Origin of the sequence: Klebsiella sp. MBT K-1 (genome assembly GCF_002556465.1) — a bacterium.
GTDB classification, from domain to species: Bacteria; Pseudomonadota; Gammaproteobacteria; order Enterobacterales; family Enterobacteriaceae; genus Klebsiella; species Klebsiella grimontii.
Genome location: NZ_PDEL01000002.1, coordinates 26,981 through 48,421 on the forward strand (window position 1 = coordinate 26,981; position 21,441 = coordinate 48,421).

The window sequence follows — 21,441 nt, forward strand, 5'->3', positions numbered from 1 at the left end:
ATGATATTTCCGGCTTAATTTTTTAGCCGCGAAAAACCGGCGGCGATATTGACCTCTGAGCTAGCGGACAGGCCGCTAGCGCGTTGGCGATCGGCGCAACGCGGCGATTAACCCCTGTACGCCTTTTTCCAGCTTCTCGCGCGGACAGCCGGCGTTCAGGCGGACAAAGCCTTTACCCGCTTCGCCGTAGGTATCGCCGGGCATAATGGCGATCTTTTGCTCCTCGATGAGCGCTTTTTGCAGGGCGCGATCGTCAATCGCCAGCGGCCGCAGATCAATCCATGCCAGGTAAGTCGCCTGCGGCGGCTGCCAGTTAAGCTCGGGAAACGCCTGGTTCAGCTCATCGGCGATGTAGCGCATATTCTCCTGCAGATAGCCGCGCAGGGCATCCAGCCAGGCCGCCCCCTCGCGATAGGCGGCGATATGCGCCACCAGCGCCGGCACGGAAGGGGAAGAGAGGCCATCGCGGCTCTTCAGAGCGTGCAGATAGCTTTCGCGTGCGGCGGCGTCGTCAATCAGCCCGTATGCGCCGGTAAACGCCGGAATGTTGAAGCTTTTCGAACCGGAGGTAAAGAGCGCCCAGGGGCTGCGCGCCACCTCGCACCACGGGATGTGCTGATGCCCATCCCACGCCATATCCATATGGATCTCGTCGCTGATCGCCTTCACGCCGTGTTTTTCACACAGCCGCGCCATGGTTTCCAGCTCTTCACGGGTCCAGACCTTGCCGGTGGGGTTATGCGGGCTGCATAGCAGCAAAACGGTATTGCGCGGCTCGGCCAGCGCCTGTTCCAGCTGCGCCATATCGCAGCGCCACTGGCCGCTGTCGAGGGTGAGCGGGACGGGGGCGACGCGCCGCTGATTGCCTTCGATAGTTTTATAAAAGGCGTCATAGGCCGGAGCGTGGACCACAATGCCGTCTCCCACTGCCGACCACTGGCGAATCATCTCCGCGACCATATAGATAACCGACGGGCCGTACACCAGCGCTTCGCGATCGATTGAGCTATGAAAACGGCTGGCGAACCAGTGGCTCACCGCGCCGAGGAACTCGTCGTTTTTCCAACGGCTATAGCCAAAAACGCCGTGTGCCAGGCGTTTGCTGACGGCATCAAGAATGCAGGGGGCGGTGGCGAAATCCATATCGGAGATAGTAAATGGCAGCAGGTCGGCTGCGCCAAAGCGGTCGGCGACGTAATCCCACTGGGTACACCAGGTGCCATGACGGTCGACCGGCGTTGAAAAATCAAACATCTGCACTTCCTTCATTATGAACCCCCTCCCGTAGGGAGGGGGCGGAGCTTATGCCTCGACGGTATTCATCAGGACAGCCATTTCATCTTTTACCGACTGCACCTGCGGGCCAATCACCACCTGCAGGTTGTGCTGGTTGAGCTGCACCACGCCGATGGCGCGATTCGCTTTCAGCGCGGCGCTGTCGACTTTGCTCATGTCGTTAACCGACAGACGCAGGCGGGTGATGCAGTTATCGAGCGAAACGATATTTTCGGCGCCGCCGAGCGCGGCCAGAATCGCCGGAACGTTATAGCCTGATTTTCCGGTCACGCCGGTGACGGCCTTTTCGAAAGCGCTATTAGTTTCAATATCGCGTCCCGGGGTTTTCAGGTTAAAACGGGTGATAGCGAAACGGAAGATGCCGTAGTAAACCGCGAACCAGATAGCCGCGACCACCGGCACCAGATACCACTTGGTGGACAGACCGTGCAGAATGCCGAACACCACAAAGTCGATAACGTTGCCGTCGGTGTTGCCGATAGTCACGCCGAGGATAGCCATCATGGTGAAGCCCAGCCCGGTCAGCAGCGCGTGGATAACGTACAGCACCGGTGCGACGAACAGGAACAAGAACTCCAGCGGTTCCGTGGTACCGCCCACCACGCAGGCGATAACGCCGGAAATCAGCAGTCCCTTAATTTTATGCCGGTTTTCCGGACGCGCGCAGTGGTACATCGCCAGCGCCGCGCCCGGCAGGCCGCCGAGAAATGCCGGCATTTTCCCCTGCGAAAGGAAACGGGTCGCGCTTTCGGAGAAGCCGTGGGTGGTCGGACAGCTGAGCTGGGCCTGGAAAATCGTCAGCGCGCCGCTAACGCTATGACCGCAAACGTCCATGGTGCCGCCCGCCTCGGTAAAGCGGATCAGCGCCACCAAAATATGGTGCAGGCCGAACGGCAGCAGCAGGCGTTCTCCGGTGCCGAAGATCATCGGTCCGAAATCCCCGGCGCTATTGATGACCTGGCCGAGGGCATTAATTCCCATGGCGAAAACAGGCCAGATCAACGGGATCACCAGACCGACCAGGCCGAGAACCACGGTAGTAATAATTGGAACAAAGCGGGTGCCGCCAAAAAAGGCCAGCGCGTCGGGCAGGCGGATATTGTGAAAACGCTCATGCAGCATCCAGACGATGATCCCGGCGATCACCGCGCCAAGGATCCCGGTATCGATAGACTGAATACCGATAATATTCTGAATGTTATTCGCTTTGAGGACGGCGGCATCGGTGGTCGGCAGAATGCCTTTGGCCGTCAGCCAGAAGTTAACCGCCAGATTCATCACGGCGTAGCCGACAAAACCGGCAAACGCGGCGACGCCCTTGTTTTCCCGGGCCAGGCCCAGCGGAATGGCGATACAAAACATCACCGGCAGAAAGCTGAAGGCAAAAGAGCCGACTTTGCCCATCCAGATGAAAACGGCCTGCAGCAGCGGCACGTCCAGCCACGGCAGAAGCGTCAGGACATCATGGCTGCTCAGAGAGCTGCCGATCCCCAGCATGATCCCGCAAAAGGAGAGCAACGCCACGGGTAACATGAAGGTTTTCCCTAACTGCTGGAAAAACTCCCATAAGGTAATTTTGCTTGCTGTTTTCGCCGTCATAACATGAATCCTGGTTCTTAAAGTTAGCGGTAGGATGAAGCGCAACGGAAAGATAAAACGTTTTACCTAATTTTAGTGCGATAAAAATCACATATTCCGGCGATAATAACGTTTATAAAGAGAGTATCTTGATAAAACGTTTTATCGACAGCCAAAGGGAGCCAGCCTGCAGTTATGGCTATCGCGAAAAAAATCACCATTAATGATGTCGCCCAGGCGGCGGGGGTATCGGTCAGTACGGTATCGCTGGTACTGAGCGGCAAGGGGCGTATTTCCTCGGCCACCGGCGAGCGCGTCAATCACGCTATTGAGCAACTGGGCTTCGTGCGTAACCGTCAGGCGGCGTCTCTGCGCGGCGGGCAGAGCGGGGTGATCGGTCTGATCGTCAGCGACCTATCGAAGCCTTTCTACGCCGAGATGACCGCCGGATTGACCGACGCGCTTGAGTCGCAGGGGCGAATGGTGTTCCTCACTCAGGGGGGACACAGCGGTGAAAAAATGCTTCAGCGTTTTGATACCCTGGTGGCGCAAGGGGTCGACGGCGTAGTGATTGCCGGAGCGATCGACCAGGGAGCGGAGCTGCGCGATCGCGCGGCGCAGGCCGGGATGCCGCTGGTGTTTGCTTCCCGCGCCAGCTATCTCGACGATGTTGACCTGATCCGCCCGGATAATATGCAGGCGGCGCAGATTGTCACCGAACACCTGATCCGCCGCGGCCATCAGCGCATTGCCTGGCTGGGAGGGCAGAGCTCGTCCCTGACGCGCGCCGAACGGGTGGGCGGCTACTGCGCCACCTTACTGAAGTATGGCCTGCCGTTTCATAGCGAGTGGGTGCTCGAATGCGAGTCGAGCCAGAAGCAGGCGGCGGAGGCGATGGCGGCGCTGCTGCGGCAAAACCCGACAATTAGCGCCGTGCTGTGCTACAACAGCGTGATCGCCACCGGGGCGTGGTTTGGGCTGATGCGCGCCGGGCGGCAGAGCGGCGAAGCTGGCGTCGAAAGCTATTTTGAACAGCGGATAGCGCTGGCGGCATTTGCGGAACTGCCCGAGGATGCGCTGGACGACCTGCCGCTGACCTGGGTGACGACACCCGCCCGGGAGCTGGGGCAAAGCCTGGCGGAGTGCATTTTACGCCGAATGGAAGAGGGCCAGGGCGCGGCGAGAAACCAGATCATTTCTCCGCGACTGATTACCCGAAAATAGCCCCTGGTAAGGGGCTATTTGTCGTTTACTGCTGTGGCGCTGCGGGTGGAACTACGTCTTGCGGCGCGTCATCTTGCGGCTGAGTTTCCTGCGGCGCTGCGGGTTCAGCGACGGCGGGGAGCGCTAAACCGAACATTCCGGCAAACTCATCCAGCGGCATTTTCTGCCCGTTCAGCGTGACCTGGCCGTCAGCGTACTGCAGGCTTGAGGTGATCGCGTTATCTTCCATGGTCGTGATGCGGAACATCTGGCCCATCGCCGCCAGGCCTTTCACCTGCTGATCCGCAAGCTTAGCGGCGTCGGCGGGCTGATAACCTTCCAGCCCGGCAATCTGGGTCATAAACGCCGTCGCCATATCGACCGGGATCACCAGCTTGCCGTCGAGAGATTTAACGCTACGATCCACTTCATCCGCCAGCGTCTGCGGCGGGGTAGTGGTCAGCGACGGGTCTTTCAGCAGAATCGACAGGTTAAGGGTGGTTTCGCCTTTCGCATTGCGCCAGCTCAGCGGCGAAATGGTCAGGGACGGGCTGCCTTTCAGCATCATCGGCAGCGCGCTAAAGAAGGTCTGCGTCAGCGCCTGCTGATAGAGCTCAGGATTCTGCGCCAGCTGCGGATCCGCCATCAGCGCCTGCGCTTCGGCGTTGTATTTTTGACTGAACTGATGGAAGGCTGCGCCGTCAATGTTATCCAGTTTCAGGGTCAGCCGGCCGCTACCGATATCCTGATTTTGCAGCTTCAGGCTGTTGACGGTGTAGTCCAGCTGGCTGTTAATGCCTTTACCGTCGGCAGTCAGCGAGGAGTTACCGTCAATTTTCATCCCTTCGAACAGCGCCAGCTCTTTGCCTTCCACGCCAATCGCCAGTTTGTCCAGCGAGATAGCCTGTTTACCGATACGTTCGTTGAAGCTGGCCATTTCGGTGGAGCCATCGGTTTTCAGATTATTAAAGGTGAGCTGAACTTTCTGGTTGTACTCGTTGACGGCGTTAATCTGCCCGCTACCGGCTTCGCCGCTCAGGCTGAGGGTTTTCCCCTCGCGGTCGGCATTCAGCTGGAACTGCCCGCCGCTAAACGTCACTTTCTCATCGCCTTTCGCGTAATCAAGCGGGTTGAGCACGATAGCGGATTGGTTGTCGCCGCTATAAGCGATACGGGTATCAATGGTGAACGGCGTTTCGCCTTTAGCGATGTCGAACAACGCCTTGCTGGCGTCGTTATTGGTCAGCGTGGTTTTGACGGACGCCATCGCCGGAGCGAGGTTAAAGGATTTCAGCGAAGCCAGCGGGAAAGGACCGTGATCGACGACTTCATCAAACACCAGCGATTGCCCGGCGGCGAGCCAGCGGGGCTCTTTGCCGGCAATGGGCTTCAGCACCAGCTGTAAATGGCTGCGGAACAGTCCGCGCTGATAGCCCTGATATGTCAGCTCCACGCCAGCCTGCGGCGCGCTGCTTTGCAGCTGAGCATTAGCCTGCTGCACCATGTCGGCAATGCGGCTTTCCAGCTGCTTCCCTGTGTACCACGCGCCGCCAGACCAGACGACGCCCAGCGCGATGATAACTCCTGCTGCGACCAGCGATTTTTTCATAGCATTTGTCCATAAATGAAACCAGGCGGATCGGGCCGCCTGGTTGTGTTGTCATGATGGGTGAAAGTCTAGCAACTGTGGCTAAAAAGTTCAGTAACTTACTGGAGCTTATTAAACACGCGCGCGACGCGGCCGCGGCCGCTGACCTGCACCGGAGATTCATTACAGCCGATAAACGCGGATTCACCCGGCTTCAGCGTCAGGCTGTGCTTGTCTTTGGTGATGACCGCTTCGCCCTCGACGCAGAACAGGATCGCCGCGCTATCCTGGGCGATGGTTGACGCCTGCGCCGACAGGTCGTGCAGAGAGAAGGCAAAATCATCAACCGGGATCGGGAAGTCCAGCTCCGCGCCGCGGCTGACCGGCTGGGTCAGCAGCTCGCCCGCGGGTTTGGGCGTAAATTTGACGTTCGCCACCAGTTCCGGAATATCGATGTACTTCGGCGTCAGACCCGCGCGGAGCACGTTGTCCGAGTTGGCCATCACCTCCAGCGCCACGCCCTGCAGGTAGGCGTGCGGCGTTTCCGCAAACAGGAACATCGCCTCGCCGGGATTCAGTTTGACCACGTTGAGCAGCAGCGGAGAGAAGAGTCCGCTATCGTCCGGGTAGAACTCGGCGATCAGGCGGATAGTCTGCCAGGGCTCACCCTGCTCGCTGTCCAGCGCCGCCTGCAGCACGCGCAGGGCGTGCGCTTTTTCTTCGCCCTTCATATTCAGCAGGCTGGCAAACAGCTGGCTCAGATGCTCGCCGTTCGGCTGCGCGAGGAATTGCGCAATTGCCGGATGGGCATCGGCGACCGGCTGCAGCAGATTGACGATATCGGAAAACTCACGGAAGGCGTTCATGGCGAGGAACGGCGTTAAGGCGAAAACCAGCTCAGGCTTGTGGTTCGGATCTTTATAGTTACGTTCGGCGGCATCAAGCGGGATCCCGGCGGCGTTCTCTTTGGCAAAACCGATTTCCGAGGCCTGCTTGTTCGGGTGCACCTGGATAGAGAGCGGCTGCGCGGCGCACAGGACTTTGAACAGGAACGGCAGTTCGCCGAAACGCCCGGCGACTTTCTCGCCAAGCAGGGTCGCTTTATCGCTGTCGATCGCGTCGCGCAGAGAACGCGGAGTTCCGCTATTGTCCAGAATCTGCGAGCTGCTCTTCGGATGCGCGCCCATCCACAGCTCCGCCATCGGCAGGTTGTTCGGATTAGCAATCCCATAAAGTTCGGTTAAGGCGGTATGGCTTCCCCAGGCGTAGTTTTGCACTGAGTTAATGAGCTTTTGCATTCTCAATCCCTGTTTCCACTTAATAGTCATGGCACTATTAAACCAGCAATCGACCGATAAGCAACCGGCGCGAAGAAAAAGTCGTCCTTGTCTCAGTTTTTGTTAAAAAATTGTGTAAAATCGATCGACTCGCTTTTCCACGGGCAAATGGAGTGTCTGCCTGAAATATAATCAGCTAAGCAGTAAGTGAGAGCACAATGTCGAATAAACCGTTTGTATATCAGGATCCTTTTCCACTGAAAAAGGACGATACCGAGTATTACCTCCTCAGCAGTGATTACGTCTCCGTCGCCGAATTCGCCGGCCAGGAAGTGCTGAAAGTTGAACCTCAGGCGCTAACTTTACTGGCACAACACGCTTTCCACGACGCCTCCTTTATGCTTCGCCCGGCGCATCAGCAGCAGGTCGCCGATATTCTCAACGACCCGGAAGCCAGCGAAAACGATAAGTACGTGGCGCTACAGTTCCTGCGTAACTCGGATATTGCCGCTAAAGGCGTGCTGCCGACCTGCCAGGATACCGGCACGGCGATTATTACCGGCAAGAAAGGCCAGCGCGTGTGGACCGGCGGCGGCGATGAAGCCGCGCTGGCGCAGGGCGTTTATAACACCTATATCCAGGATAACCTGCGCTATTCGCAGAATGCGCCGCTGGATATGTATAAAGAGGTCAACACCGGCACTAACCTGCCTGCGCAAATCGACCTCTACGCTACCGACGGCGAGGAGTACAAATTCCTCTGCATCGCCAAGGGCGGCGGCTCGGCGAATAAAACCTATCTGTACCAGGAAACCAAAGCATTAATTACGCCGGCGAAGCTGAAAAACTACCTCGTCGAGAAGATGCGCACCCTGGGAACCGCCGCCTGCCCGCCGTACCATATTGCGTTCGTCATTGGCGGCACTTCGGCGGAGTCCACCCTAAAAACCGTTAAGCTGGCCTCAACCAAGTATTACGACGGCCTGCCGACCGAAGGCAACGAGCACGGCCAGGCCTTTCGCGATATTCAGCTAGAGCAGGAACTGCTGGTGGAGGCGCAAAACCTCGGTCTTGGGGCGCAGTTCGGCGGCAAATACTTCGCCCACGATATCCGCGTTATCCGCCTGCCGCGCCACGGCGCGTCGTGCCCGGTGGGCATGGGCGTCTCCTGCTCGGCGGATCGTAATATCAAAGCCAAAATCAACCGCGAAGGGATCTGGCTGGAGAAACTGGAGAGCAACCCGGGCAAGTATATTCCCGAACATCTGCGTCAGGCCGGTGAGGGCGAGGCGGTCAAGGTCAACCTCAACCAGCCGATGAGCGATATTCTGGCGCTGCTGTCGCAGTACCCGGTGTCAACGCGTCTATCGCTGAGCGGTACGATTATCGTGGCCCGCGATATTGCTCACGCGAAGCTGAAAGAGCTTATCGATAGCGGTGAAGAACTGCCGCAGTACGTCAAAGATCACCCGATCTACTACGCGGGTCCGGCGAAAACGCCTGACGGTTACGCTTCCGGCTCTCTTGGTCCCACCACCGCTGGCCGTATGGACTCCTACGTCGATTTACTGCAATCCCACGGCGCAAGTATGGTAATGCTGGCCAAAGGCAATCGCAGTCAGCAGGTCACCGACGCCTGCCATAAGCACGGCGGTTTCTACCTCGGCAGCATCGGCGGTCCGGCGGCGGTACTGGCGCAGCAGAGTATCCGTAGCCTGGAGTGCGTGGCGTATCCGGAGCTGGGGATGGAAGCTATCTGGAAAATCGAAGTGGAAGACTTCCCGGCGTTTATCCTTGTGGATGACAAGGGCAACGATTTCTTCCAGCAAATCCAAAGCTCGCAGTGCGCCCGCTGCGTGAAATAATCCCAGCCGCCCTTCGGGGCGGTTTTTTTATGCCGCTTAGCGGCACGAACGACTAAAACAACATATAAATCTGACCCATACTTTACGCTTTAAGCAGGTGAGCTTTGTCGCGATTTCGCACTTTGAATCCAAGGAGACAGTCATGACAACGTATCGCAGTGAAAAAGACTCAATGGGCGCCATCGACGTGCCTGCTGACAAGCTATGGGGCGCGCAAACCCAGCGCTCGCTGGAACATTTCCGCATTTCGACGGAAAAAATGCCGGTCGAGCTTATCCACGCGCTGGCGCTGACCAAGCGCGCGGCGGCGAAGGTGAATAACGATCTCGGCCTGCTGGCCGCGGAGAAAGCGCATGCGATTATTCAGGCCGCGGATGAAGTGCTGGCAGGCCAACATCCGGACGCCTTTCCGCTGGCTATCTGGCAAACCGGCTCCGGCACGCAAAGCAATATGAATATGAATGAGGTGCTGGCCAACCGCGCGAGTGAGCTGCTGGGCGGGGCGCGCGGGATGGAGCGTAAGGTGCACCCGAACGATGATGTCAACAAGAGCCAGAGCTCTAACGACGTTTTCCCGACGGCGATGCACGTGGCGGCGATAATTGCCCTGCGGGAGAAGCTGATTCCGCAGCTCAACGTGCTAAAGCAGACCCTGAACGACAAAGCCGTTGCCTTCAGCGACATCGTCAAAATCGGCCGCACCCACCTGCAGGACGCCACGCCGCTGACCCTCGGCCAGGAGATCTCCGGCTGGGTAGCGATGCTGGAGCATAATTTAAAACATATCGACCATAGCCTGCCGCATCTGGCGGAGCTGGCGCTGGGCGGGACGGCGGTGGGAACCGGGCTCAACACCCATCCGCAATACGCGGTACGCGTCGCCGCCGAGCTCGCGGCCTTAAGCGGCCAGCCGTTTGTCACCGCGCCGAATAAATTTGAAGCGCTGGCGACCGTGGATGCCCTGGTGCACGCCCACGGGGCGCTGAAAGGCCTGGCCGCCTCGCTGATGAAAATCGCCAACGATGTACGCTGGCTGGCTTCCGGCCCGCGCTGCGGGATTGGCGAAATTGCGATCCCGGAAAATGAACCGGGATCGTCGATTATGCCCGGCAAAGTCAACCCGACCCAGTGCGAAGCCCTGACTATGCTGTGCTGCCAGGTGATGGGTAACGATGTCGCGGTAAATATTGGCGGCGCATCGGGCAACTTTGAGCTCAACGTCTACCGCCCGCTGGTGATCCACAACTTCCTGCAATCGGTGCGGCTGCTGGCGGATGGGATGGAGAGCTTTAACGAGCACTGCGCGGTGGGGATTGAACCGAATCGTGAACGCATCAGCCAGCTGCTCAATGAGTCGCTGATGCTGGTCACCGCGCTGAACACCCATATTGGCTATGACAAAGCGGCGGAAATTGCCAAAAAGGCGCACAAAGAGGGGTTGACCCTGAAGGCATCCGCGCTGGCGCTCGGCTACCTGACGGAGGACGAGTTTGACCGGTGGGTTCGCCCGCAAGAGATGGTGGGCAGTCTGCCTACTCGCTAGCCAGCCACAGGTGCAGCCGCGGGATCAGAAGCCTGAGCGACTGCGCCTGCGGTTTATAGCGATACTGTACGTTCTCGGCGTCATAGTTCAGTAACTCACCGAGGTCCGGCACGCTGACCCCCTTCGTGCCGGATATCAGCGCAATCATCGGTCCCGGACAGGCGTATTGCACCTGTTTTTGTTCGCCGCTGTACCAGACCCGGGCGATGGGCTGCACCTTCACCGGCCGCTTTATCTTCAGCTTTGCCCGCTGCGGCAGGGCGGCAATATCCTGATACTCTCGCTCCAGCTTGCTTTGCCACTGCTCGCGCGTCCACGGCGGCACCGCCCGCGGCGACAGCAGGCTTTTTTCCAGCTGCATCAGCACCCGGTCACGGGTGAGGTTTTTAATCACGTGCTTATTGGCCCAGCCAAAGCGAATGGTGCTCGGATCGAGCAGCGGGGTCAGGGTACGGTAGGCGCTAAGCGTGATAAGCCCCGGCAGGTGGCGATGGACCCACTCAAACCGCGCGGCGGCAGGCAGGCCGGAATCGACGGTAATAATCTTCTCAAAGGTTGCTTTGAGGGCGTTGATATGGGCAATTTTGCCTGCCAGCTCAGCCTGTTGGTTGGCGTCAGTTTGCAGGCAAATCGCGCCGGGCAAGCGCACGGCGGCCTTACTGCTGCGGGTTTCCGACTGCTGCTGGATAAACAGATGGCTGTAGTGCCTGAGCGCCATCTCCAGCGCGGTTTTGCCGGTATGCTGAACCACATTGATGCTGTCGAGCGGCTGGTGTTCCGCATCCTTGCTTACCGGCGGCAGCTCAAAGACGCGGGCGGCCAGCAGGCGGCATTGGCTCAGGGACTGTTTCAGCTCTTGCAGTTCGCGCTCGAGCTGGCGAAAGGTGCCGTTCAGACGTTCAACGAGGTCATAGCTGGCCATATTTCCCACCTTAGTTACAACATGCTTGACGTTTTTTTAACTATAGCAGACCTCAGCATCTGCGCAAAGGCTCATCAGGCGGAGGTAAAACTCGGCAACTGATGATAGACCGGCCAGCTAAAGCAAAAACAGGCTCCGCCCAGCGCGCTCTCTTCGCAATGGACCTCCCCGGCCATAGCCTGGGCGATACTGTGAACGATAGCTAAACCGAGGCCACAGCCGCCGGTGGCGCGATCGCGGCTGGGGTCGAGGCGTACGAAAGGCTCGAAAACTCTCGCGCGCTCAGCAGGCGCGATACCGGGACCATCATCTTCGACCCGCAGCGTCGCCCGCGAACCCTGCAGCGTCAGGCCGACCTGAATACGCCGATTGCTGTAGCGCAGGGCGTTGTTCACCAGATTATCCAGCACCCGTTCCATCAGGCGCATATCCAGCGCGCCGTAATTGCCGGCCAAAATGTCGCCTGGCGCGACCTCGCGCTGGGGATTAACCGTTTGAATATCTTCCACATGATCGCGGATCCACGCCGGGAAATCGGGGGTCGTCAGCTTCAGTTCGTTCTGCGGACGGTCAAGCCGCGCGTAGGTCAGCAGCTCTTCAATCAGCGCTTCCAACTGGCCGATGTCGCGGTTCAACGCCAGAGATTCGGCTTCGGTGAGGTTCTCGCTCATCTCGAGTCGATAGCGCAGACGCACCAGCGGGGTTCGCAGCTCATGGGCGATACCATCGATCAGCTGTTTTTTGCTGGCGATAAGCGCGTTGATATTATCGGCCATCTGATTAAACGCCACGCCCAGCCGTTCGAAGCTGGACATGCTGTCGAAATGAATGCGTTCGCTAAGATGTCCGTCGCCGAAGCGCTGGGCGGCGGTTTCAATACGCAGCATGTCCTGCCAGTGCGGACGCATCCAGATAAATACCGGGAAGGCCAGCGAGATGGCGATAAAAGCCATCAGGGCCAGATCGAGCAGGCGCATCTCGTGCAAAAAATAGAGATAGGGCACCGGGCCGACGGAAAGCACGTAGTGGCTGCGCGGGATGCGCTGGATAAAGGTGTACTGATCGTCGAGAGCGACGATATCCCCGGCGCGCAGATGCTGCATCGAGTTCTCCGACAGCTTGAATTTGCTGATGGGTTCGATATGCAGATCGAAAGAGAGATTGAGATCCAGCTCTTTAAGCGTTTTGCTCCAGTCGCGCGGCGGGATCTCCCGCAGCTCGCTGCGCATCAGATACAGCGAGCTTTTCATTAAATCGTCCAGAGACTGACGCCCGGCGCGTTCGGCGGTGAATTTGTACACCAGGCCAACCATCATGGTCATCACCAGGAAGCAGACGAACAGCAGCAGGTAAAACTGCACAAACAGCTTTTTCATTAAATCTCACTTAAAAAAGGTTAAATGCCTTTCTCATACCCTCAGAGGCATCATGAGGGCATTTTCCCCGGCAGAAACTTCGTGAAAACCCCTTTCTGCATTTTCATCCGCCGCTGGATTCGCTATGAAAGCAGGGTTCGCACCGGCTGACAACATCCGCTCTGCATAAGTTATGCGGCGGGCAGTCGACACACCCGGCAATCTTGATTGCGCCCACTCGAGGAGGCCATAGCAAGCGAGTGCTGACGCCGTCGCGTAAGCTTGTCAAAAAACCATTATAAGAAAGTGGTTATAGGTGAGGAGGGTTCAACTTGATATAACACCTTTTCTCATCTCTGCTGGACTTTATATGGCAATTTCGGCTAGAAACCAGCTGGCTGGTACGGTTAGCGCGACTGAACGTGGGGCATTTTGGTCAGCAAGAACCTTGCGTAACCGCCGATGCGTCCGATCATTTGCTACGAAAACGGCGATGCCCTTCAGGGGGTTATTTCCGGCGCTGCGTTTCTGGCGCGGGACCATGCTGCAAAATCTGCAGAAACCATTGGCCTGGCATAGAAATAGCCCTGAACCTCATCGCAGCCGAGGCTTCGCAAGATCTCGACCGTTTTGCGATCCTCGACGCCTTCGGCCAGGACGATGTAATCGAGCTGCTTGAGAAGCTTGATAACGTTACGCACAATAATGCGGCTGGCTTTTTCGTCGACAATATGACTCACAATAGACCGGTCGAGTTTGATGATGTCCAGGGGCATTTGCCGCAGGTAATTAATGTTGCTGTATCCCGAACCAAAGTCATCCAGAGAAATTTTAAATCCACGTTTTTTGAGCATGTTCAACCCGTTAAGCGCGGCCGGACTTTCAAGCATCTTCTCTGTTTCCAGACACTCCAACCCCAGCAGCGCCGGCTCAAGAGACGCATTCCGCAGTTTCTGTTCAAGCTCCTCAGCGAAATCGGGCCGAGAAAAGTCACTGGCGGCCAGATTAATTGACACCGGCAGAGTCAGTCCCTGGTCCCGCCACTCGCTCAGCTGCGCGATAGTGCGATCGATAACCCAGGCCGTGAGCTCACGCATCAGGCTGGTCTTTTCGACCAGCGGGATAAATTCGCCGGGCAGGACTTCGCCGTTTGTCGGATGCTTCCATCTGACCAGCGCTTCAGCACCCGTCACGCGCCCGGTCGCCAGCGAGATTTTCGGCTGATAGACCAGATATAAGCCCTGGTTTCCCTGCAGCGTTTGTCTGAGTTCGGTCAGCAGGCTGAAATCCCTCTTTTTGCGGGTATCCAGGGCGTCATTATAGGTGGTAAAACGGTGCCCCTGGCTTATCGCCTCATGCAAGGCGCTCACCGCACGACGCAGAATTTCATTCGGCGTCAGGGTGCTGTCGCACAGCCCGGAGTCACCCATGTGAATATCCAAATCCAGGGGAACTTCAGGGCCAATCCTGGCCTGGGTTCCCTGAAGGTTTTGGGCAATGTTTTCCAGCGACAGAGCCGTTGGCTCAGGCGTTAAAAAAGCAAATCGTCCGACCGCCACGGCGTAAAGCTGGCCCGCGAGAGGCAGACGTGCCTGCAGCTGAGCGGTCATGTCGCGAAGTAAGTTTTCTACGGCAATCATCCCCAATGAGCGGGCCATCTCGTAGGCAAAGGGCATATCAATGCAGTCAATGATGACCAGCCGGAAGGCGCTCACCGCCGACACCTCAATGTCCTTCAGCAGGCGCTGACGATTGGGTAATAGCGTGACGACGTCGGTATAGCCTACCGAGTGCCAGGAGGCTAAGAAGTCCGATACCAGCTCGGCCAGCGTGTTAAAGATAGCGACCTGCTCGTCGGAAAGTTCCCTGGGTTGCGTATCCAGGATACTCAAGGTACCCACGGCCACCCCATCCCGGGTTGTCAGCGGGCATCCCGCATAAAAACGAATGAACGGCGCTTGTCTGACGGCGCGATCGCGCTGAAAAACCGGGTGCTGATGCGTATCACGACAAATGAACGTTTTACCCTGTTTCAAGGTCTGTTCGCAAAATGCGTCGCCCAGGCGGGTTTCCGTGGCGGCGATATTCTGAGCGGATTTGATATATTGCTTTTCATCATCCAGCACCGAGACAAAACTCATCGGCATTTTCAGCAACTGGCAGACCAGATGCGTATACTTCTTTAATGCTTCGTCCCGTCCCTCGTCGGGATTTTTTAACAGGTCAATCGCCGCGCGTCTTTTACTTTCATCGTTGCTGAGATCGCTCAACATTTAAATACCCCCGTACAGTAGATATTTCGGTCATCCCAACCCACTGATGGTGTGAAGCTCTATACTCACGGCGGGTATCGATAGTGGCACAATCGCCATGGTTACCACCACATTAGAATGTTTTGCGCCGATCGGTTCCGGATTCGCCAGTTTTGCATTAAGCGCAACGCTTGTTTTAAGAATAGTTAATCATTAACAGGAGGGTGCAGTGACTGTGGCGACTTAACCCGCACTCACAGCTGACCCGTGAATTAATTGTCCCAGGCGTGGGGGGCGAACAGATAGCCTTTATTGCGTACCGTTTTGATGCGATAGGGCTCGGTCGCATTGTCGAGAAGCTTTTTGCGCAGCCGCGAAATGGCAACGTCGACGCTGCGGTCCATACCATCGTAGCTGACGCCGCGCAGGTTTTTTAATAGCGCGTCGCGATCCATAATTTGTCCGGCGTGCGTCGCCAGCTCCCACAGCAGATCGAAATCCGCGGTGGATAACGCGACGCTTTCGCCGCTGAGCATGACCTGGCGATTGACCGGATCGATGCTCAGGGAGCCAAAGGTGATGGCTTTATGCGGGGTGAGGGAGGAAGGGACGCTACCTTCCGGCACGGCGACGTGCTGACGCAAATGCAGGCGCAGGCGGGCTAACAGCACCGCGGGCGGCGTGGTTTTCAGGATATAATCGCTGGCGCCCATTTCGAGAGAGAGAATATGGTTCATATCGCTGTCCAGCGAAGTGAGCAGGACGATGGGGCCCTGCCATTGGCCGCGCAAATCGCGGCACAGCGTCATACCGTCTTTACCCGGCAGCATGATATCCAGCAGCACCAGATCGGGCTTTTCGCGCGCGATAACCTCTTCCGCCCGGTCGCCGCGCGGTTCTACCACCACGTCCATATCGTGTTTGCCAAGGTAGGCGGCAATCAGTGCGCCGACCTCGGCATCGTCCTCAACGAAAACAATTTTATTCATATTGTGTATGCTTGTACTCATCTATCATCGTTTGAATCGCTTTGCCGGAATCGCGGCTGAGACGGCGCATGAGGCATCATAAGGTCAGCAGCCCATTCATCGCTATCGCCATTGTAAACCATTCGGGCATTAATATGAGCTATGTATTGGTGACGAAATTCGCTATGCTTCCCGGACTTGTGGTTCAGAGCTATGCTTTCACGTGACCAGACAATGATTGCGTTAATGACGAAAGTTCTGCGTATTATGGTCATGGGGTGCGGCAGAAGGTGGGCAGCGTCTGTCAGAACAGCCTCTGCCCGTAGAGAAATAGGCTGAGCTTGAGTCAGGGGAGAGCCTTATTCTGGCCTCTTTTGCCTCGCACCGTAGGGGCACAAGGCGAATTTGCAGAGACTTCTTCGATTGCAGATGAGCAACATAGGATTCTCATTGCCCGGACAATCGATATACCGGGCAAACGTTGACCACAGGATTTCCGTATAGGGGAAAGCGTGAATAACCTGTAAATCGCCGGGCTCGCCGTTAATGAGCACTTCATTTTGAGTGATGTTAATAACCGAACCAGTGTTCAAAAAATAATCACCATTATACCATATGATTAATTTGAGATTTTTAGCACTTGCCGCAACTGAAAATCCTGTTCCGGTTACAGGACATACAAGGCTATTTTCAATATTCCACTGCATGCTTAATGCGCTCCAGTAATTTATGAGCATTTTCGCGTTGATGTATATAGTTTGATAAGGTTTAAGGGGCTTTTTATTGTGCCTGAAGCGGGTCCAAACATGGAGGTTCCTTTAGCTGACGCTGACTTAGTTTAATATGGAATAATTGCACTTACATGAGTGTCTAATACTGATATTGATAATAGCAACAAGTAAAAGATTCGAAAAACCGACCGGAGATGAACTAATAAGCTGCATTGTTGGTTGTGAATAGAATAAAATTCCGCGCTGGATATCAAGATTAGATCGAAAGATCGTAAAATCATATAATTACGATCATATCTACTACGCTGCATGTCATTAATGGCAAAGTATGCTTCTTTATGAAATCGGTTTTATTTTGATATAAATCAATATAACGGACTTTATTCTGCTGTTTTTCTAAAAAGTGTCTACGCGCGCTTATTGCGAATGAGTGCAGAAAGAATAGATTTAAAGTCATCAGTTATGCTAAAAACCGCCTATATCAATTAACCGTTGTCAGGCTATTTTATCAGTATTGATTTGCATCACTTACTGCGGATTAATGGTGCGAGTAAACTGATGAGATTATTGAGTTAACATCTGCTAAATATCATTCAGGCGTCCATGTTGCGCTTTAAAATATGTGTAAACCCTTAAAGGTGATGTGCAGGAAAAATATACTGTGGTGATAACGTCAAAAATAACGATATAAAAAATGTTATACGTATAACCAGGTAATTAGAGCATGCAGATGCTTTTCGCAGTAAAAACAAATGCGTTTGTGCAAAAGATGTTCAAAATAGGGTTAATTGATTTCAAATAGCACGGTCTTTGTCAGGGGATATCATCACCTGCCATAACCACCGTTATGGAGTAGTCAAATAGGTCTTTCGCCTGTTCAGTCTGCTCGCCGCTTTTGCGCATTTATAAATTCCCGCGCTTCCGTTATGCTGCGAATACATGTTGTTTAAATGTTAAGGCAAAAAGGAATGGGGCTGTTGATAAAAGCGCTGCTCGGGGCACTGGTTGTCGTCCTGATCGGCGTGCTGTCCAAAACGAAAAATTACTATATCGCCGGGTTAATTCCGCTTTTTCCCACTTTCGCCCTGATTGCGCACTACATCGTCGCCAGCGAGCGGGGTATCGAAGCGCTACGCACCACCATCGTCTTTGGGATGTGGTCTATCATTCCGTACTTTATCTACTTGCTTTCGCTATGGTATTTCACCGGCGTTATGCGCCTGCCGTTTGCCCTGGCAGGCGCAGTGGTGTGCTGGAGCTTATGCGCGTGGCTACTCATTATTGGCTGGAGCCGTTTCCACTAGCGCAGATGGCGGCCGCCGTCGACGGCAAATGAGCGCCCGGTCACGTAGCTACTGCTGAACAGGTATTCAGTCAGGTCAATGATCTCTTTTTCGCCTGGGGCGATTTTCATCAGCGATTTATCGAGCGCCTGCCTGCGGTACTCCGCGTCATCCCCTTCATTAAATAAAATCAGCGAGGGGGCGATGGCGTTAACCTTAATTTCCGGCGCCAGCTTGCGGGCGAACGAGCGGCTCATATTATCCAGCGCCGCTTTGCTGGCGGCGTAGGCGATATGTTTGTCGCTGCCGCGCTCCACGACGTAGTCGGTGATATGGATAATATCACTGGCGGCATGACCGTGGCCGCGCAGCAGGCTCTCCAGGGCATGGTTGAGCAGGTAGGGGGCGTTGACGTGAATTTGCATCATGCTGGCGAGCACCGTGGTTAACGGGATCCCGGGCTTTTCCGCCATCCAGCCGCTGGCGTTATGAATGATGGCGCGCAGACCGCCGCTGGCGTGCGCTTCCACCTCTGCGGCGAACGCCAGAATGCTTTCATCCGTGCTGAAATCCGCGTGCAGGCAAACGGCTCCCGCTTCACGCAGCGCGTCGATGGCCGGATACCAGGTGCGATAGCTGATGATAACGGGCTGCTGGCGGGCCACAAAATGGCGGGCCAGGGCGAGGCCGATGCGACGGCCCCCGCCGGTAATCAGGATCGGGCGAGGCTGGATGTCAGCCATGGAGATCTCCTTTGAGTTCAGCGGCAGGGTAACCGCTTACCCTACCAACATCCACGTTGCCGGTACGGCGGCAACCAGCAAAAAACCAATTAATGCCAGGTCACGGCGTTTGAGCGGGCGATCGTGCTGGTGTGTACGACGGGCATACAGGAAAACCAGAAGACCCGGAGCGTAAAGTATCACCGACAACAATAAATGCACAGGGCCGGACGCATATAATAACCATAAGCCATAAATGCAGGCGCCGACACCGACCGCCTTGTGCAGCGGGCGCCGGGCAATCTTCAGCAGAAAGGCGCCGACGAGAAAGTAGGGGACCAGGATCATCTCTGAGGCGATGGTTAGCAGCGTGCTGTAATCTGAGCCGGTAAGCCAAATCAACACCAGCGAAGCCTGTACGCTGATATTGGTGAGCCACAGCGAAGACGACGGCGCGTTGTTTTTATTGGTTCGGGCAAACAGGCGCGGGAATGCTTTATGCGTCGCTGCCAGATAGGGCACCTCCGCCGCCATAATCGTCCAGCTCAGATACGCGCCGCAGACGGAGATAATCAGCCCGGCAGCGATCACAATTTCGCCCCAGGAGCCCATCATGTTGACCATCAGGCCGGCCATTGACGGGTTGCGGATTTCCGCCAGTTCGCTACGCGGCACAACCCCTAACGAGAGAAGCGTCACCAGCAAATAGACCGCCAGCGCGGAGAGTACCGCCAGCAGCGTCGCGCGCCCGACATCCTGTTTATTACGCGCGCGGGCGGAAACCACGACCGCGCCTTCGACGCCGATAAACACCCACAGGGTGATCAGCATGGTGTTTTTCACCTGCTCCCATACCGGTACGCCCAGCGCCAGGCCGCTAAAATCGAGGCGAAATGTCTCCATACGAAACGCCATAGCGGCCAGCGCGATAAACGCCCCGAGAGGCAGCAGCTTGGCCAGCGTCGCGGCCAGGTTGATACCGGCCGCCGTTTGAACGCCGCGCAGAACCAGGAAATGGACAATCCACAGCAGGACCGAGGCGCCGATGATGGATTGCCAGGTATTGCCATCGCCGAACAGGCGCAGTTCGGGCGTATCGGTAAAGAAGCTGAGCGCCGAGAAGACGATAACCAGGTAGGAGACGTTGGCGACAACCGCGCACAGCCAGTAGCCCCAGGCGGAGCAGAAGCCAATCAGCTCGCCGAAACCTTCCCGGGCGTAGGTGAAAATACCGCCGTCGAGGTCGGGGCGAATCCGCGTGAGCAGCAGCATGGCAAAGGCGAGGAACAGGATCCCCACGCCGGTGATGCCCCAGCCGATAAGCAGCGCGGAAGGGCTGGCAACGGCTGCCATGTTCTGCGGCAGACTGAATACACCCGCCCCCAGCATCGAGCTAAGTACCAGCGCGGTCAGGGCGCTAAGGCCCAGTTTCTTTTCCATTGCATTCCCGAGGTGATAATCATCAAGCTAAGAATATTTATTTGGCGAAATCGCATAAAAATGGAGGATTGCGCTAAGGCGCGGGATTTTACGGAGTGTTTTGTATGCATGCAATGGAGAGAAATGAAAAAAAGAAAAAAGGCGACTAATCGCCGCCTTTTTGTTCAGCTCAGCTACCGTTATTTATACAGGTCGGCGCTGATGGTGATGTTGCCGCCTCGTTCCTGCCACTGACGGGTAATGTGGTAGTACTTCGCGCCTTTCTTCGCGGCGCGCTTAGCCGTCTGGTAGGAGATTTCCGTCATGTTACCGTAGTTACCGGTGAACTTGATGCTGTCGTAAGGAACCATCTGCGCGGCGGTGATTTTATTCACTTCCTCGACCCTGGTGCCGTCCGGCAGCGTGACGGTGTAACGCCCGCCTTTAGACGATTGCGTTTCAAAGAAACGGCCTACGCCGGTGCCGGAACCGACCGCTGCGGTCGTTGCCACGCCAGGAATTTCAACTTTCTTAGCAGCTTCTCCGCCTTCGGCCAGCGCTGCGCGACCGGCTTCTGAATCTGCCGGGATCGCATCCGGGCTTTGCAGAACGCGTTTTTTGGCATCCGCTTTGTAGATATAGGCGGTGATGCGCTGGTTGCCGCCCTGGTTGGCATCAACCTGGCGTACGATAAAGAAAGAGGCTGCGCCCTTGGCTTTCGCGGCTTTGGTAATGGCGTCGTTGACTTCCGGCTGGCTGCGGTAGAAGCCCTGTACGGTGACGGTATCAAACGGCTCCAGCTCAACGGCCTGATCCTTCGGTAATTCCATTATGCCGTTGATAATGCGGTTTTTTGGCGCGTCGGCCTGCGGGGCATTTTCTTTATAAAAATCGGCCGTTACGCGCAGGTTGCCGCCGCTGCCAAAATCGGAGGTGTCGACAACATAAAAGGAAGCTGCGCCTTCTTTGTCCGCTTTACGGGAAACTGCCTGCACCGCATCGCCAATGGCGTTAAAACGACCGGTCACCACAACGCGATCGTAGGGCTTCAGCGCTGCCGCCTGCTCCGGAGTCAGCTCGGTCGCTGCATGGGCAGACAACGCGGTGGTAGCCAGAAGAGCAGACGCCAGGAGTGAGTTCTTAAGCTTCATAAAAATAATCCTTTGCCTTGCGCAAACCATGTACGGGTATTGTTGTTGACTGAAAACATTTGATTATTGCATTTATCGTGAGTGACTGTCTGCGTCAATTTTCACTTGCCGCTCTAAACGTATACTGCAGAAATATAACATTTTTCGATATGTTGAAAAAACAGCCGCTTGACCAGCAAAATCGATAATCGATATCACTTTCATAAGTTAACATAATGTTAACACGCTGATCCAGACGGCGATAAATGGTGAATTAACCCTTCTGCCAAGCGGATTATCAGGCGCTGG

The 21,441-nt window shown here is 56.0% G+C and carries 16 protein-coding genes; 4 read left to right on the top strand and 12 right to left on the bottom strand.

Going from position 1 to position 21,441, the window contains the following annotated elements; all coding sequences use genetic code 11:
• Nucleotides 1-75: 75 nt before the first annotated feature.
• Nucleotides 76-1,254 carry a MalY/PatB family protein gene (locus CMQ96_RS02615; protein ID WP_049086486.1) on the bottom strand — a complete coding sequence of 393 codons (1,179 nt, stop codon included), beginning with the start codon at nucleotides 1,252-1,254 and terminating at the stop codon, nucleotides 76-78.
• A gap of 48 nt (nucleotides 1,255-1,302) precedes the next feature.
• Nucleotides 1,303-2,895, bottom strand: a complete 1,593-nt coding sequence (gene malX, locus CMQ96_RS02620) for a maltose/glucose-specific PTS transporter subunit IIBC (protein WP_004134377.1) — start codon at nucleotides 2,893-2,895, stop codon at nucleotides 1,303-1,305.
• Between the two features lie 174 nt (nucleotides 2,896-3,069).
• On the opposite strand from malX, the gene CMQ96_RS02625 reads away from it, so the two are divergent.
• The gene (locus CMQ96_RS02625; RefSeq protein ID WP_024357992.1) at nucleotides 3,070-4,098 is read left to right on the top strand and encodes a Mal regulon transcriptional regulator MalI; all 1,029 of its coding nucleotides are present in this window, start codon (nucleotides 3,070-3,072) and stop codon (nucleotides 4,096-4,098) included.
• Between the two features lie 25 nt (nucleotides 4,099-4,123).
• Here CMQ96_RS02625 and CMQ96_RS02630 read toward each other — a convergent pair whose 3' ends face one another.
• Together CMQ96_RS02630 and manA are read right to left on the bottom strand one after the other, a co-directional pair.
• Nucleotides 4,124-5,686: a YdgA family protein gene (locus CMQ96_RS02630; RefSeq protein WP_024357993.1), complete on the bottom strand. Its 1,563-nt coding sequence runs from the start codon at nucleotides 5,684-5,686 to the stop codon at nucleotides 4,124-4,126.
• A gap of 98 nt (nucleotides 5,687-5,784) precedes the next feature.
• Complete coding sequence (gene manA / locus CMQ96_RS02635) at nucleotides 5,785-6,963, bottom strand: mannose-6-phosphate isomerase (protein ID WP_098065827.1); 1,179 nt, start codon at nucleotides 6,961-6,963, stop codon at nucleotides 5,785-5,787.
• A gap of 197 nt (nucleotides 6,964-7,160) precedes the next feature.
• Between manA and fumA the strand changes: the two genes are divergently transcribed.
• Complete coding sequence (gene fumA / locus CMQ96_RS02640) at nucleotides 7,161-8,807, top strand: class I fumarate hydratase FumA (protein ID WP_024357995.1); 1,647 nt, start codon at nucleotides 7,161-7,163, stop codon at nucleotides 8,805-8,807.
• A 142-nt stretch (nucleotides 8,808-8,949) separates the two neighbouring features.
• Nucleotides 8,950-10,350: a class II fumarate hydratase gene (gene fumC, locus CMQ96_RS02645; RefSeq protein WP_098065829.1), complete on the top strand. Its 1,401-nt coding sequence runs from the start codon at nucleotides 8,950-8,952 to the stop codon at nucleotides 10,348-10,350.
• Here the strand turns inward: fumC and tus are convergent.
• The 5 genes from tus to iraM form a co-directional block, all read right to left on the bottom strand.
• A complete protein-coding gene (gene tus / locus CMQ96_RS02650) occupies nucleotides 10,340-11,272 on the bottom strand; it encodes a DNA replication terminus site-binding protein (RefSeq protein WP_098065831.1) in 933 nt (310 codons plus the stop codon). The genes fumC and tus overlap by 11 nt on opposite strands.
• A 74-nt stretch (nucleotides 11,273-11,346) precedes the next feature.
• On the bottom strand, nucleotides 11,347-12,648 hold the full coding sequence (rstB, locus tag CMQ96_RS02655) for a two-component system sensor histidine kinase RstB (RefSeq protein ID WP_098065833.1): 1,302 nt from the start codon (nucleotides 12,646-12,648) through the stop codon (nucleotides 11,347-11,349).
• Nucleotides 12,649-13,127: 479 nt separating this feature from the next.
• Complete coding sequence (locus tag CMQ96_RS02660; protein WP_098065835.1) at nucleotides 13,128-14,900, bottom strand: GGDEF and EAL domain-containing protein; 1,773 nt, start codon at nucleotides 14,898-14,900, stop codon at nucleotides 13,128-13,130.
• Between the two features lie 251 nt (nucleotides 14,901-15,151).
• Nucleotides 15,152-15,868: a two-component system response regulator RstA gene (gene rstA / locus CMQ96_RS02665; RefSeq protein ID WP_004134406.1), complete on the bottom strand. Its 717-nt coding sequence runs from the start codon at nucleotides 15,866-15,868 to the stop codon at nucleotides 15,152-15,154.
• Nucleotides 15,869-16,206: 338 nt separating this feature from the next.
• Nucleotides 16,207-16,554 carry an anti-adapter protein IraM gene (gene iraM / locus CMQ96_RS02675; RefSeq protein ID WP_098065837.1) on the bottom strand — a complete coding sequence of 116 codons (348 nt, stop codon included), beginning with the start codon at nucleotides 16,552-16,554 and terminating at the stop codon, nucleotides 16,207-16,209.
• A gap of 992 nt (nucleotides 16,555-17,546) precedes the next feature.
• Between iraM and CMQ96_RS02680 the strand changes: the two genes are divergently transcribed.
• On the top strand, nucleotides 17,547-17,882 hold the full coding sequence (locus tag CMQ96_RS02680) for a GlpM family protein (protein WP_004119621.1): 336 nt from the start codon (nucleotides 17,547-17,549) through the stop codon (nucleotides 17,880-17,882).
• Here CMQ96_RS02680 and folM read toward each other — a convergent pair.
• The 3 genes from folM to ydgH form a co-directional block, all read right to left on the bottom strand.
• Nucleotides 17,879-18,604, bottom strand: coding sequence for a dihydromonapterin reductase (gene folM / locus CMQ96_RS02685; RefSeq protein WP_004134410.1), 726 nt, complete (start codon nucleotides 18,602-18,604; stop codon nucleotides 17,879-17,881). The genes CMQ96_RS02680 and folM overlap by 4 nt on opposite strands.
• Nucleotides 18,605-18,640: 36 nt before the next feature.
• On the bottom strand, nucleotides 18,641-20,023 hold the full coding sequence (locus CMQ96_RS02690) for an amino acid permease (protein ID WP_004134411.1): 1,383 nt from the start codon (nucleotides 20,021-20,023) through the stop codon (nucleotides 18,641-18,643).
• Between the two features lie 179 nt (nucleotides 20,024-20,202).
• Entirely contained in the window at nucleotides 20,203-21,153 is a 951-nt protein-coding gene (ydgH, locus tag CMQ96_RS02700; RefSeq protein ID WP_004134413.1) for a DUF1471 family protein YdgH, read from the bottom strand.
• Nucleotides 21,154-21,441: the final 288 nt, after the last annotated feature.

Bases quoted from the DNA above. Each gene is read 5' to 3' on its own strand.
- CMQ96_RS02625 (WP_024357992.1), top strand. From the start codon at position 3,070: ATGGCTATCGCGAAAAAAATCACCATTAATGATGTCGCCCAGGCGGCG.
- rstA (WP_004134406.1), bottom strand. From the start codon at position 15,868: ATGAATAAAATTGTTTTCGTTGAGGACGATGCCGAGGTCGGCGCACTG.
- rstB (WP_098065833.1), bottom strand. From the start codon at position 12,648: ATGAAAAAGCTGTTTGTGCAGTTTTACCTGCTGCTGTTCGTCTGCTTC.
- CMQ96_RS02690 (WP_004134411.1), bottom strand. From the start codon at position 20,023: ATGGAAAAGAAACTGGGCCTTAGCGCCCTGACCGCGCTGGTACTTAGC.
- folM (WP_004134410.1), bottom strand. From the start codon at position 18,604: ATGGCTGACATCCAGCCTCGCCCGATCCTGATTACCGGCGGGGGCCGT.
- manA (WP_098065827.1), bottom strand. From the start codon at position 6,963: ATGCAAAAGCTCATTAACTCAGTGCAAAACTACGCCTGGGGAAGCCAT.
- ydgH (WP_004134413.1), bottom strand. From the start codon at position 21,153: ATGAAGCTTAAGAACTCACTCCTGGCGTCTGCTCTTCTGGCTACCACC.
- CMQ96_RS02680 (WP_004119621.1), top strand. From the start codon at position 17,547: ATGGGGCTGTTGATAAAAGCGCTGCTCGGGGCACTGGTTGTCGTCCTG.
- tus (WP_098065831.1), bottom strand. From the start codon at position 11,272: ATGGCCAGCTATGACCTCGTTGAACGTCTGAACGGCACCTTTCGCCAG.
- fumA (WP_024357995.1), top strand. From the start codon at position 7,161: ATGTCGAATAAACCGTTTGTATATCAGGATCCTTTTCCACTGAAAAAG.
- CMQ96_RS02630 (WP_024357993.1), bottom strand. From the start codon at position 5,686: ATGAAAAAATCGCTGGTCGCAGCAGGAGTTATCATCGCGCTGGGCGTC.
- CMQ96_RS02615 (WP_049086486.1), bottom strand. From the start codon at position 1,254: ATGTTTGATTTTTCAACGCCGGTCGACCGTCATGGCACCTGGTGTACC.
- malX (WP_004134377.1), bottom strand. From the start codon at position 2,895: ATGACGGCGAAAACAGCAAGCAAAATTACCTTATGGGAGTTTTTCCAG.
- iraM (WP_098065837.1), bottom strand. From the start codon at position 16,554: ATGCAGTGGAATATTGAAAATAGCCTTGTATGTCCTGTAACCGGAACA.
- fumC (WP_098065829.1), top strand. From the start codon at position 8,950: ATGACAACGTATCGCAGTGAAAAAGACTCAATGGGCGCCATCGACGTG.
- CMQ96_RS02660 (WP_098065835.1), bottom strand. From the start codon at position 14,900: ATGTTGAGCGATCTCAGCAACGATGAAAGTAAAAGACGCGCGGCGATT.